Source organism: Mycobacterium sp. SMC-8 (assembly GCF_025263565.1).
Lineage (GTDB): Bacteria > Actinomycetota > Actinomycetes > Mycobacteriales > Mycobacteriaceae > Mycobacterium.
In genome coordinates, this window is record NZ_CP079865.1 from 4,364,144 (window position 1) to 4,377,382 (window position 13,239).

At 68.7% G+C, this 13,239-nt stretch carries 11 protein-coding genes; 3 read left to right on the top strand and 8 right to left on the bottom strand.

The features are described from left to right. The 3 genes from zwf to tkt form a co-directional block, all read right to left on the bottom strand. Positions 1–1,542, bottom strand: a complete 1,542-nt coding sequence (gene zwf, locus KXD97_RS21180) for a glucose-6-phosphate dehydrogenase (protein ID WP_260752170.1) — start codon at positions 1,540–1,542, stop codon at positions 1–3. Positions 1,543–1,549: 7 nt separating this feature from the next. Next, positions 1,550–2,668: a transaldolase gene (tal, locus tag KXD97_RS21185; protein WP_260752171.1), complete on the bottom strand. Its 1,119-nt coding sequence runs from the start codon at positions 2,666–2,668 to the stop codon at positions 1,550–1,552. A 66-nt stretch (positions 2,669–2,734) separates the two neighbouring features. Beyond that, positions 2,735–4,825 (bottom strand): transketolase, encoded by a 2,091-nt coding sequence (tkt, locus tag KXD97_RS21190; RefSeq protein ID WP_260752172.1) that lies wholly within the window; start codon positions 4,823–4,825, stop codon positions 2,735–2,737. A gap of 245 nt (positions 4,826–5,070) precedes the next feature. On the opposite strand from tkt, the gene KXD97_RS21195 reads away from it, so the two are divergent. Together KXD97_RS21195 and KXD97_RS21200 are read left to right on the top strand one after the other, a co-directional pair. Then, entirely contained in the window at positions 5,071–5,964 is an 894-nt protein-coding gene (locus KXD97_RS21195) for a heme o synthase (protein ID WP_260758091.1), read from the top strand. 2 nt (positions 5,965–5,966) lie between these two features. Next, positions 5,967–6,926 carry a DUF1214 domain-containing protein gene (locus KXD97_RS21200; RefSeq protein WP_260752174.1) on the top strand — a complete coding sequence of 320 codons (960 nt, stop codon included), beginning with the start codon at positions 5,967–5,969 and terminating at the stop codon, positions 6,924–6,926. On the opposite strand, the gene KXD97_RS21205 is transcribed toward KXD97_RS21200, so the two are convergent. Continuing rightward, positions 6,923–7,897 (bottom strand): quinone oxidoreductase, encoded by a 975-nt coding sequence (locus KXD97_RS21205; protein ID WP_260752175.1) that lies wholly within the window; start codon positions 7,895–7,897, stop codon positions 6,923–6,925. The genes KXD97_RS21200 and KXD97_RS21205 overlap by 4 nt on opposite strands. Positions 7,898–7,918: 21 nt before the next feature. Between KXD97_RS21205 and KXD97_RS21210 the strand changes: the two genes are divergently transcribed. Then, a complete protein-coding gene (locus tag KXD97_RS21210; protein ID WP_260752176.1) occupies positions 7,919–8,857 on the top strand; it encodes a RimK family alpha-L-glutamate ligase in 939 nt (312 codons plus the stop codon). Here KXD97_RS21210 and KXD97_RS21215 read toward each other — a convergent pair. The 4 genes from KXD97_RS21215 to mptB all read right to left on the bottom strand — a co-directional run bounded on the left by KXD97_RS21215 (position 8,807) and on the right by mptB (position 13,230). Further along, on the bottom strand, positions 8,807–9,736 hold the full coding sequence (locus KXD97_RS21215) for a heme A synthase (protein WP_260758092.1): 930 nt from the start codon (positions 9,734–9,736) through the stop codon (positions 8,807–8,809). The two genes, KXD97_RS21210 and KXD97_RS21215, sit on opposite strands and share 51 nt — an antisense overlap. 100 nt (positions 9,737–9,836) lie before the next feature. Further along, positions 9,837–10,616, bottom strand: a complete 780-nt coding sequence (locus KXD97_RS21220) for an ABC transporter permease (RefSeq protein ID WP_260752178.1) — start codon at positions 10,614–10,616, stop codon at positions 9,837–9,839. Then, entirely contained in the window at positions 10,613–11,545 is a 933-nt protein-coding gene (locus tag KXD97_RS21225; RefSeq protein WP_260752179.1) for an ABC transporter ATP-binding protein, read from the bottom strand. Before KXD97_RS21225 ends, KXD97_RS21220 begins: the two co-directional genes overlap by 4 nt. Beyond that, positions 11,542–13,230: a polyprenol phosphomannose-dependent alpha 1,6 mannosyltransferase MptB gene (gene mptB, locus KXD97_RS21230; protein ID WP_260752180.1), complete on the bottom strand. Its 1,689-nt coding sequence runs from the start codon at positions 13,228–13,230 to the stop codon at positions 11,542–11,544. Before mptB ends, KXD97_RS21225 begins: the two co-directional genes overlap by 4 nt. Positions 13,231–13,239 lie beyond the last annotated feature (9 nt).

Here is a 13,239-nt window from a genome sequence, read left to right on the forward strand (position 1 = left end):
TCAGGGCCGCCTCCATTCCCGTCCAAGCCGGTGCGCGACCTCATTCGCCGACGGCGGGCCCCAGGTGCCGGCCTCGTAGGGCTCGAGCCTCGCCGATGTCTCATCGTTTCGAGCCCAGTTCTCCAGTACCGGATCGAGTATCTGCCAGGACAATTCGACCTCGGCGTTGACCGGGAACAGGGACGGCTCGCCCAGTAACACGTCGAGGATCAGCCGTTCATAGGCTTCGGGGGAGTCCTCGGCGAACGCCGAACCGTACGAGAAGTCCATGTTGACGTCCCGCACCTCCATGGCGCTGCCCGGCACCTTGGACCCGAAGCGCAAGGTGATGCCCTCGTCGGGCTGGATGCGCAGCACGAGCGCGTTCTTGCCCAGCTCTTCGGTCATCGTGCTGTCGAATGGAAGGTGCGGGGCCCGCTTGAACACCAGCGCGACCTCGGTCACCCTGCGCGCTAGGCGTTTTCCGGTGCGCAGGAAGAACGGCACGCCGGCCCAGCGCCGGGTGTCGACCTCGAGTGTGATGGCGGCGAACGTCTCGGTGGTGGAATCGTGGGCGAAGCCCTCCTCCTCGAGGAGTCCAGGGACTTTCTCGCTGCCCTGCCAGCCCGCCGTGTACTGTCCGCGCGCGGTGGTCTGGCCCAACGGCTGCAGTGGCCGGGTCGCCGAGAGCACCTTGATCTTCTCGGCCTGCAGCTCATGCGGGCTGAAGTTGACCGGCTCCTCCATCGCGGTGAGCGCCAGCAGCTGGATCAAGTGATTCTGGATGACATCGCGTGCGGCGCCGATCCCGTCGTAATACCCTGCGCGGCCGCCCAGTCCGATGTCCTCGGCCATCGTGATCTGGATATGGTCGACGTAGTGCGAATTCCACACGGGCTCGTAGAGTTCGTTGGCGAACCGCAACGCCAGGATGTTCTGGACGGTCTCCTTGCCGAGGTAGTGGTCGATGCGGAACACCGACTCCTCGGGGAACACGCTGTTGACCACCGCGTTGAGCTCACGGGCGCTCTCGAGGTCGTGCCCGAATGGTTTCTCGATGACCACTCGGCTCCAGCTGCCGTCCGTCTGGCTGGCCAACCCGGATTTCTGCAGCTGCTCACACACCACCGGGAAGGCCTTGGGCGGTATGGAGAGATAAAACGCGTGGTTGCCGCCGGTGCCCCGTTCGGCATCGAGCTTTTGGAGCGTCTCCTTGAGCCGCTCGTACGACTCGTCGTCGTCGAATGTGCCCTGCACGAACCGGAAACCCTCGGCGAGGCGGTCCCAGACCTCCTGCCGGAACGGTGTGCGCGCGTGCTGTTTGACCGCCTCGTAGACCACCTGGCCGAAATCCTCGTCCTGCCAGTCCCTGCGGGCGAAACCCACCAGCGCGAAGGACGGCGGGAGCAGACCGCGGTTGGCGAGGTCGTAGATCGCCGGCATGAGCTTCTTGCGGGCAAGGTCTCCGGTCACCCCGAAGATGACTACGCTGCACGGTCCCGGGATTCGGGGCATGCGCTTGTCGCGCTTGTCCCGCAACGGGTTACGCCACGCCTCGGCCATCGGGAGGTCAGCCCTTGGCGCTGTCGAGCTGACCTTGGGTGGCTTCGAGCAGCTCCTGCCACGACTTCTCGAACTTCTCGACGCCTTCCTCTTCGAGCACCCGGAACACGTCGGGAATGTCGATGCCGACCGCGGCCAGCTGGTCGAAGATCTGTTGGGACTCCGCGGCACGGCCGGTGACGGTGTCCCCGGTGACCACGCCGTGGTCGGCGAACGCCTCGATCGTCTTCTCCGGCATCGTGTTCACGGTGTTCGGGGCGACGAGCTCGGTGACGTAGAGGGTGTCGGAGTAGTCGGGGTTCTTCACGCCAGTCGATGCCCACAGCGGGCGCTGAACCCGGGCTCCGGCCGACCCCAGCGCCGAGAAGCGGTCGCCGCCCAGAAACACCTCTTCGTAGGCGGCGTAGGCCAGCCGGGCGTTGGCCACTCCCGCCTTGCCTCGCAGCGCCAGCGCCTCGTCGGTGCCGATCTTCTCGAGTCGCTTGTCGATCTCGGTGTCCACCCGGGACACGAAGAACGAGGCGACCGAATGGATCCGGGACAGATCGTGGCCGGCTTCCTTGGCCTTCTCCAGGCCGGCCAGGTAGGCGTCCATCACCAGGCGGTGCCGTTCCACCGAGAAGATCAGGGTCACGTTGACCGAGATGCCCTCGGCGATGACCGCGGTGATCGCGGGCAGGCCGGCCATCGTGGCGGGGATCTTGATCAGCAGGTTCGGCCGGTCGACGATCTTCCACAGTTCGATGGCCTGCAGGATCGTCTTGTCGGTGTCATGGGCCAGGCGCGGGTCCACCTCGATGGAGACCCGGCCGTCCACGCCGTCGGAGGCCTCGTAGACCTTGGCCAGCACGTCGCAGGCGTTGCGCACGTCATCTGTGGTGACCGTGCGGATGGTGGCGTCGACGTCGGCGCCGCGTTCGGCGAGCTCGGCCAGCTGCGCGTCGTAGGCGTGGCCCTTCGACAGCGCGGCCTGGAAGATCGACGGGTTGGTGGTCACACCGACCACCGACCTGGTGTCGATGAGCTCTTGCAGGTTGCCGGTCTGCAGCCGGTCACGGGACAGGTCGTCGAGCCACACCGACACACCTGCTGCGGCCAGTGCTGCCAAGTTCGGGTTCTGGGTCATGTCAGGTCCTCATCGTGTCTGCTCAGTTCCGACGGTGCGGTCGGTTCGGCTTGACCGCGGTTGCGGTCAATTGGCTATGGTGCGTTCCGCTGCTGCCACCACCGCTTCGGGAGTGAAACCGAACTCGCGGAACAACGTCTTGTCGTCGGCGGATTCGCCGTAGTGCTCGATGGAGATGATCTCGCCGGTGTCGCCGACGAGCTTGTACCAACTCTGCGCCACCGCCGCCTCGATGGCCACCCGTGCCGAGACGTTCGGCGGAAGCACGCGGTCGCGGTACTCCTTGGGCTGGCTCTCGAACCACTCGACACACGGCATCGAGACCACGGCGGCGGTGGTGCCCTTGTCCTTGAGCAGCTTCTGGGCCTCGACGGCGATCTGCAGCTCCGACCCCGTGGCGATCAGGATGACGTCGGCGCTCGTGGCGTCCCCGCCACCGAGCACATAGCCGCCGCGTGCCACCCCGTCGGCGTCGGTGCCCTCCAGCACCGGGATGCCCTGCCGGGTCAGGATGAAACCGACCGGGCCGCTGCCGTTGCCGCGGGCGACGATGCTGCGCCAGGCGTAGGCCGTCTCGTTCGGATCGCCGGGCCGCACCACCGACAGGTTCGGGATCGCGCGCAGCGCCGCGAGATGCTCGATGGGCTGGTGAGTGGGTCCGTCCTCACCGAGACCGACGGAGTCATGGGTCCAGATATAGATGGTGTCGATGTCCATCAGCGAGGCCAGCCGCACCGCCGGACGCATGTAATCGGAGAACTGCAGGAACGTGCCGCCGAAGGCGCGGGTGGGCCCGTGCAGCACGATGCCGGACAGGATCGCGCCCATGGCGTGCTCACGCACACCGAAGTGCAGCACCCGGCCGTACCAGTCGGCGGTGAAGTCGGCGGTGGAGATCGACGGCGGGCCGAAGGACTTGGCGCCCTTGATGGTGGTGTTGTTGCTGCCCGCCAGATCCGCCGAGCCGCCCCACAGTTCGGGCAGCTTCGGGGCGACGTCGTTGAGCACCTGCCCGAACGCCGCCCGGGTGGCCACCGGCTTGGAACCCGGCTCCCAATAGGTCAGATCGGCGTCCCAGCCCTCGGGCAGTTCCTGTGCGGTCAGCCGGTCGAGCAGCGCCTTGCGCTGCGGCTCGCGCTGCGCCCACGCGTCGAACTCGCGCTGCCACGCCTCGTGCGCCTGTTTGCCGCGGCCCACCAGTTCACGGGTGTGGGTGATGACGTCCTCGCCGACCTCGAACGTCTTGTCCGGATCGAAACCCAGGATCTTCTTGACCTCGGCCACCTCGTCGTCTCCGAGTGCTGACCCGTGGACCCCGCCGGTGTTCATCTTGTTCGGCGCCGGATAACCGATGATGGTCCGGATCGAGATGAACGACGGCTTGTCGGTGACCTTCTTGGCCTCGGCGATCGCCTGCTCGATACCGACGACATTCTCGCCGCCCTCGATCTCCTGGACGTGCCACCCGTAGGCCCGGTACCGGGCCGCGACGTCCTCGGACAGCGCGATGTTGGTGTCGTGCTCGATCGAGATGTGGTTCTTGTCGTAGAACACGATCAGGTTGCCCAGCTGCTGGGTGCCGGCCAGCGAGGACGCCTCACTGGTGACGCCCTCTTCGATGTCGCCGTCGGAGGCGATCACGTAGATGTAGTGGTCGAAGGGACTGGTGCCGGGCGCGGCGTCGGGGTCGAACAGGCCGCGCTCGTAGCGGGCGGCCATCGCCATGCCGACCGCCGAGGCCAGCCCCTGCCCGAGCGGGCCGGTGGTGATCTCCACCCCGGGGGTGTGGCGGAACTCCGGGTGGCCGGGCGTCTTGGACTTGAACGTCCGCAGCGCCTCGATGTCGGAGAGCTCCAGACCGAACCCGCCCAGGTAGAGCTGGATGTAGAGCGTCAGGCTGGAGTGCCCGCAGGACAGGATGAACCGGTCGCGGCCGATCCAGTGCACGTCGCTCGGGTCATGGCGCATCTGCCGCTGGAACAGCGTGTAGGCCAACGGGGCCAGGCTCATCGCGGTGCCCGGGTGGCCGTTGCCGACCTTCTGCACCGCATCGGCGGCCAGCACGCGGACGGTGTCCACCGCCCGCGAATCCAGATCCGTCCAGTCGTCCGGATGGTTGGGCCGGGTCAGGGAAGTGATCTCTTCGATCGTGGTCACGACGCGTGCTCTCCTTGGCTTGGCGGGGGTGTCGACCGCATCAACCACCCTAGTGCGGAACGGACGATCGATCTCATCCCCGGTGCCTGTGAAAATGGACCCTGCAATTTCGGGCTCCGGCCCGGGCGGTCTACCATCCTCTGTAGTAGATGGTCGCTGTGGCATCGGCCCGATGTTGTCCCTGAGGAGTTGGTTGCGTGAGGATTCGCGAAGGCCACCTCGTCGGTGACGTCGCCGGGGGACCGATCCGATTCCGTGACCGCGTGCTCGGCTACATCGGGCTGACCAAGCCGCGGGTGATCGAGCTGCTGCTGGTCACCACCATCCCGGCGATGCTGCTGGCACACCGCGGCACCGTGGACCCGCTGTTGATCTTCAACACGCTCGTCGGCGGTCTGCTGGCCGCGGCGGGTGCCAACACGCTGAACTGCGTCGCCGACGCCGACATCGACAAGAAGATGAAGCGCACCGAGCGCCGGGCGCTGGCGCGGGCGACCGTGCCGCGCAGCCACGCGCTGATCTTCGGACTGGCGTTGTCGGTCACCTCGTTCTTCTGGCTGTGGTGGACCACCAACATGCTCTCGGCGCATCTGGCCGGCGCCACCATCGCGTTCTACGTGCTCGTCTACACACTGCTGCTCAAGCGCCGCACATCGCAGAACGTGGTGTGGGGCGGAGCCGCGGGCTGCATGCCCGTGATGATCGGCTGGTCCGCGGTCACCGGGACGATCCAGTGGCCCGCGCTGGTCATGTTCCTGATCATCTTCTTCTGGACACCGCCGCACACCTGGGCGCTGGCGATGCGCTACAAGGAGGACTACGAGGCGGCCGGTGTGCCGATGCTGCCGGTGGTGGCGACCGAGCAGAAGGTCACCAAGCACATCCTGATCTACACCTGGCTGACCGTCGCGGCCACGCTCGGACTGGCGCTGGCCACCGGCTGGCTGTACGCGGCCGTGGCGATCGTCGCCGGCACCTGGTTCCTGGCAATGGCACACCAGCTCTATGCGGGCGTGCGCCGCGGTGAACCGGTGAAACCGCTGAGGCTGTTCCTGCAGTCGAACAACTATCTGGCGGTCGTGTTCTGCGCTCTGGCCGTCGACTCGGCGCTCGCACTGCCGACCCTGTTCAGCCTCTGACCGTGACCGTGCACGTCTCGCCGGACAATTTCATCCGCGCCGAGACCGTCCTGTACTTCGGCAACGTCATCGGCGACGGCGCACTGGGACGCTTCACGCACTTCCGGGACTTCGGGCCGCTGGACAACCAGCTCGTCGTGCGCCAGAACCGGGACACGCTGTATTCAGTCGGCGTGTTTGATCTGGACGCCGGAGCCGTCACCGTCACGCTGCCCGACGCCGGTGCCCGGTTCCGGTCCCTGCAGGTGATCAACCAGGACCACTACGTTCCCACGGTGATCTACACCTCGGGCAGTCACCGCTTCGACCGGGCCGGCATCGGGACCCGGTACGTGATGCTCGCGTTGCGCACGCTCGTCGACCCCGGCGATCCGGCCGATCTCGCCGCCGTGCACGCGCTGCAGGACGGCATCATCGTCGATCAGGCGAGGACCGGCAGCTTCGAAGTGCCGAACTGGGACCCGGTGAGCCAGAAGGCGGTACGTGAGGCATTGGTCGCCCTGTTCGCCACGCTGCCGGACACGCGGGGCATGTTCGGCGCCCAAGATGAGGTGGACCCGGTGCGCCGCTTGATCGGCGCCGCCGCCGCGTGGGGCGGCAACCCGGAGCGTGACGCGCTGTACCTGACGGTCAACCCGGACGCCAACGACGGCAAGACTGTGCACCGGCTCACCGTCGACGACGTCCCGGTGGACGGGTTCTGGTCGATCACGGTCTACAACGCCGAGGGCTACTTCACCCCGAACCCGGCCGGCGCGTACTCGGTGAACAACGTCACCGCCGTCACAGACGCCGACGGTGCCGTGACGATCCAATTCGGGGGATCGGGTGAATCCGGCGCCGAAGGCGCGATCAATTACCTGCCCGTCACGGCGGGCTGGAACTACCTGGTGCGGTTGTACCGGCCGCGACCGGAGATCCTCGACGGGTCGTGGATCTTCCCGGCCGCCGAGCCCGTCTAGGGAATCAGAACTACCGAACCGACTGTTTTGCGGCCCTGCAGGTCGCGGTGGGCCTGCTCGGCCTCCCGCAGCTCATACCGGTGGCTGACGGTGACCTCCAAAGTGCCGTCGGCGATGGCGGTGAGCAGTTCGCCTGCGCGCCAGGAGAATTCGTCTGGTGTCCGGGTGTAATGCGCGAGGTTCGGCCGGGTCAGGAACACCGATCCGGCCGCATTGAGCCGTTGCGGGTCGACCGGGGGAACGGGCCCACTGGCCGCACCGAACAGGGCCAGTGTGCCGCGCACCGCCAGGCTGGCCAGGCTGGCCTCGAACGTCGACGCGCCGACCCCGTCGTACACCGCGGCCACCCCGTCGCCGTCGGTGAGTTCGCGGATCCGCGCGCCGAACGCCTGCGGATCGTCGGGGTAATCGAGGACCTCGACCGCTCCGGCGCGCCGGGACAGCTCGGCCTTCTTCGGGGTCGACACCGTCGTGATCACCGACGCCGCCAGGCTGGTCGCCCACTGCGTCAGGATCAGCCCGACCCCGCCCGCGCCGGCGTGCATCAGCAGCGCGTCGCCTTGCGCCACCTCGTAGGTCGACTTGATCAGGTAGTGCGCGGTCATGCCTTTGAGCAGGGCAGAGGCGGCCACTTCCGGTGCCACGCCATCGGGCACGTAGGCCACGAAATCGGCCGGCGCCAGCGTGTACTCGGCGTACGCGCCGAGCGATTTGTCGGTCACCACACGGTCGCCGACGTTCAGGGCGGCCACGCCCTCACCGACGGCCTCGATGATGCCGCACACCTCGTTGCCGACGACGAACGGCACCTCCCGGGGGTAGAGACCCGACCGGAAGTAGGTGTCGATGAAGTTGACGCCGATCGCCTCGGCCCTGATCAGCACCTGCCCCGGCCCAGGGGTGGGCTGCGGCCGCTCGACGAAGGACAGGACTTCGGCTCCGCCGATCTCGGCGACTTCGATGGCGTGCATGCTGTCTATCATCCACTCGTCATGAAACTCGTCCGCCCCGACGTCTTCCACCCGCGCATCGTGTTCGCCGGCTGCGCGGCGCTGCCCGAGGGTGACGGCGACGACGCCGGCCTCGTCGCCGCGTTGAGGGCCCGGGGGCTGCACGCCCGGTGGGCATCCTGGGACGATCCGGCCACCGCGAACGCCGACCTGGTGATCCTGCGGGCCACCTGGGACTACACCGACCGGCTCGACGATTTCCTCGCCTGGACTCGGCGGGTCGCGCATCTGCTGAACCCGCCGGAAGTGGTGGCCTGGAACGCCGACAAGCGCTATCTGGCCGACCTGGCCGCGGCCGGGGTGCCGACGGTGCCCAGCGCGTTCTTCGCACCGGGGGAGCCGGTGACCATCCCAGCCGGTGAGGTGGTGGTCAAGCCGTCGGTGGGCGCGGGATCGGTGGGTGCGCTGCGCTTCACCGACGCCGCCCGGGCCCGCGCCCACGCCGTGTCCCTGCACGCGGCCGGGCGTACCGCGCTGGTGCAGCCGTATGACCGGCGGATCAGCGCCGGCGAGACCGCCCTGGTGTTCCTGGGCGGCGAGCAGTCCCATGCGTTCACCAAGGCGCCGATGCTGCCCGCGCCGGGGCAGTCGCCGGTCTTCGACGAGTCAGGCACCTACGCCGAGGAGACGCTGTGCCCCGCCGATCCGGATTTCGAGCTGTGGGACCTCGGCCGCGCCGCGTTGGCCGCGGCCGCGGCTCGGGTCGGATTGACGGCGTCGGATCTGCTGTATGCGCGGGTCGACCTCATCGGCGGTGGCGACGATCCGCGGTTGCTCGAGCTCGAGTTGGTGGAACCGTCCCTGGGCTGGCGCCAGCTGCACGGGGCGGACCGCAAGCGCCAGGAACGCCGGTTCGCGCTGGCCGTGGAGTCAGCGCTGGAGCGCCTCGGGCTCGGTCCGCTCTCGCATCGACGCCCATAGCGCCGCAGTGGCGGCGGTGCACGCCGCAGCACCCGCGACGTGCAGGGCGACCAGAGCCTCGGGCACCCCGGTGAAGAACTGGATCGCCCCCAGCGTCCCCTGCGCGGCCACCAGGACCACCACGACACCGAGACGTTTCATGACCTCCCGCGACGCGCGCACGGCGAGCAGACCGAAACCCAGGCCCACCAGCAGCGACAGATAGGCGACCAAGAGCGAGGAGTGCATGTGCACCAGCGTGGTGATCTCCACCTGCAGCCGCGGCACCGGCCGCTCCAGGCTTTTGTCCCCGGCGTGCGGGCCGGCGCCGGTGACCATCGTTCCGGTGACCAGCACCGCGGCCAGCGTCAGGCCGGACAGCGCGGTCAGCTGCCGCAACGGCTTCGGCGCCCGTGTGACCACCACGCCGTCGTCCGGTTCCCCGATCTTGACGTACAGAAGCACCGCCAGCCAGACCATCGCCATCGACACCAGGAGGTGGATCGCGACCGTCCACCACAGCAGGCCGGTGAGCACGGTGATGCCCCCGATGATCGCCTGCGCCACCGTCGAGGCGGGCATCAGCCAGGCGTAGATCAATACTTCGCGGCGGCGCCGGGCGCGCATGACGGCCAGCACGGCCGCCGCGGCGGTGAACACCACCAAAAACGTCAACAGCCGGTTGCCGAATTCGACCGCCTGGTGGATACCGGCGACCTCGGCGTGCGGGACCGGGGTGAAGCTGCCCGGGAAGCACTGCGGCCAGGTCGGACACCCGAGGCCCGACGCGGTGACCCGCACGATGGCCCCGGTCACGGCGATGCCGCCCTGGGTCAGGATCACGGCGGCGGCGATAAGGCGCTGAACCCGAAGGCTGGGTTCGGGCAGCAGGTCGACCAGCCGCAGGAAGAGTCGTCCGACGGGCACGCTCCGATGGTAGAGCGTCGTTAACTACACCTCGTAGTAGGGGCGGGTCGTGTGACGCGCGTGGCTGAACGGCTCAGGTGAAGCGGAACCAGCGCAACGCGCAGAGCGCCCCGACGGCACCCCACACCGCGAGTACGGCCAAGCCGAACCAGTCCATCGATGACGTCATCGCCTGGGACAGCGCCTCGGTCAGCGCGCCGGACGGCGTCAGGCGTGCCACCCACTGCACCGCCGACGGCACCATCCCGCCTTCCAGGGTGAGCGCGCCCAGTCCGGCGAAGACGAACCACAGCAGGTTCGCCACGGCGAGCACGATCTCGGCGCGCAGGGTGCCGCCGAGCAGCAGGCCCAGCGCAGCGAACACCGCGGTCCCCAGCGCGATGATCATCGCGCCGAGCGCCAGACCGGCCAGCGGCGGACGCCATCCCAGGGCGAAGCCGATGGCGCCGAACAGGATCGCCTGCAGGAACACCACCGCGACCACCGCCAGCGACTTGCCGGCGATGATGCCCCACACCGGCAGCGCGGTCGCGCCGAGCCGCTTGAGCGCGCCGTAGCGCCGGTCGAACGCGACCGCGATCGCCTGCCCGGTGAACGCCGTGGAGATCACCGCGAGCGCCATGATGGCCGGGACGAACGTGTCGGCCCGGTTCGCCCCGAAGTCACCCAGCGGCAGCAGCGTCATCCCGACCAGCAGCGTGATCGGGATGAACATGGTCAGCAACAGCTGTTCGCCGTTGCGCAGCAGCAGGCGCAACTCCAGCCCGAACTGCGCGGCCAGCATCTTCGGGATCGGTGCTGGACGCGGATCGGGGGTGAACGTGCCCGGGGCGAAACGGTTTCCCGTCGTCATTTGCGCAACTCCCGCCCCGTCAGATCGAGGAAGACGTCTTCCAGGCTGCGTTGTTCGACCCGCATGTCGGTGGCCAGCACGTCCAGCCGCGCGCACCACGCGGTCACGGTGGCCAGCACCTGCGGGTCGATGTGTCCCTCGACGAGGTACTCGCCCGGCGCGGTCTCGGAGGCTCGGTATTTCTCGGGCAGCGCGGCGATCAACAGCGAGAGGTCGAGCATGCGGGGCGCGCGGAAGCGCAGCTGGTTCTCGGCTCCGCTGCGCATGAGCTCGGCGGGAGTACCGGTGGCGACCGCCGCGCCATGGTCGATGATCAGGATCCGGTCGGCCAGTTCCTCGGCCTCGGCAAGCTGGTGGGTGGTCAACACCACCGTGACGCCGTCGCGGCGCAGCGCGTCGATCAGCTCCCACACCACCAGCCGGGCGTGGGCGTCCATGCCGGCGGTGGGCTCGTCGAGGAAGACCAGTTCGGGACGGCCGACGACCGCGCAGGCGAGCGCGAGCCGCTGCTGTTGTCCCCCGGAGAGCCGCCGGTAGGTCGTGCGGGCCGAATCGGTGAGTCCCAGCGTGTCCAGTAGCCACTGCGGGTCGAGCGGGTCGGCGGCGTAGGACGCGACGAGGTCGAGCATCTCGCCCGCGCGGGCCGCCGGATAGGCGCCGCCGCCCTGCAGCATCACGCCGGTACGGGCGCGCACCTCGGCGTTGTCGGCGACCGGGTCCAGGCCCAGGATCCTGATCGAGCCGGCGTCGGGCCTGATGAAACCCTCGCACATCTCCACCGTCGTGGTCTTGCCGGCGCCGTTGGGCCCGAGCAGGGCGAAGACCTCGGCGGCCCGCACGTCGAGGTCGAGCGAGGCGACGGCCGTCGTTGCTCCATATCGCTTGCTGACCCCGCGCAACTGCACCGGGGGGGAAGGTACGGAGGTCACGGGGTCTCAGCGTAGGCGTCGGGTTTGGCGCGCGGTGGCGGCGGTGGCGGTGATGCCTCGCCGTCCGCGCCGTCGGAGCGGACGCGCCAGGGCAACCTCCGATAGGTCAGCGCCACCAGGATCAGCAGGATCACCGTGCTTGCCACGGTCGCCAGCGCAATCTGAAACAGCGCGAACCGGTCGCCGTTGGCGGTGGGCCCGAAAATCCCGACCACCAGCGTGACGGCGATGGCCGCAGCGCGGAACCGTGGGCGGGTGGCCCAGGCGGCCAGCGGGATGATCGCCCACAGCACGTACCAGGGCTGCACCACCGGGAACAGCAGCAGCGTGGCCCCTAGTGCGACGCCGAGCCCGCCGACCGGGTGCAGCCGACCGCGCAACACCGCCAACAGCAGCCACAACACGATGACCGCGATCAGTGTCACGCCGATCGCGCGCGTCAGTGCCAGCACCGCGGTGGTGTGGTCGCCGAGCCCGAGCAGGATGCCGACCTGGCCTGTGCCCAGCGCCAGCAGGGTCGGTGGAGACATCCAACTGCGCACCACGTTGGCGGTGCCGAGCGTGAACAGCCAGCCGAAGCCCAGCCCGCTGGCCCAGCCGATGAGCGCCATCACCGCCAGGCTGACCGTCCCGAGCGAGGCGCTCGCGATCAGGAAGGCCTTGACGGTGCCGCCCCAGCGGTGGGCCAGTGCCATCGCCACGAAGCCGAGCGCAAGCAGCGACGGCAGCTTCACCTGCGACGACAGCGTGATCAGCACGGCGCCGGTGACGAGCATCGCCAGCGGATACCAGCGGGCCCACTGCTCCTTTCCGCGCGGCCACGTCAGCGGGCGGGGCAGCAACGGGGTGGCCGCGTCCACGCCGCGTAGCGCGAACTCGGTGCCCGCCAGCATCAGGCCCAGCATCAGCGCCTCGTTGTGGATGCCCGCCACCAGATGCATGATCAGCAGCGGGTTGGCCGGACCCAGCCAGAGCGCGCTGACCTCGGCGACGCCGCAGCGCCGGGCCAGGCGCGGGGTGGCCCACACGATCATGCCCACACCGAGTAGCACGACCAGCCGGTGGAAGAGCACCGCCTCGACGATGTTCTCCCCGGTCAGGCGCGAGATGCCACGGCCGATCCACAGGAACAGCGGCCCGTACGGCGCCGGGGTCTCCCGCCACATGCTCGGCACCGACAGGGTGAAGACGTGACCGAGGCCCAGTCCGGGAGCGGGACCGACCTTGTACGGGTCGTTGCCCTGCAGCGAGATCTCACTCTGGGCGAGATAGGAGTAGACGTCCTTGCTGTACATCGGCGGCGCGATCAGCAGCGGCAGTACCCACAGCAGCAGTGTCCGGTCGAGCTGGCTGCGCGTCATCTTGCGGGGGCCCAGCGCGAACCGGCCCAGCATCAGCCACGCCAGCGCCATCATCACCGCGCCCGTGGTCGTCATCGTCAACGACACCGTCTGGATACGCGACGGCAAGTTGAGCAGCCGGACCCCGAAGGTGGGGTCCTGCACGACCGGCCGGGCGCCGGCGCCCAGCGCGCCGATGGCCATCAGCACCGTGCCGGTGGCGCCGAAGATGCGGGTGCGATGCATCGCGGCCACCTCGGCGGCGGTCAGCGGGCTGCCGACCGTCCGCTCGTCACCGTGCCAGCGGGCGATCGACGAGCTGAGGGAGTGCTCGCGGGCTGCCACGATGGCAGC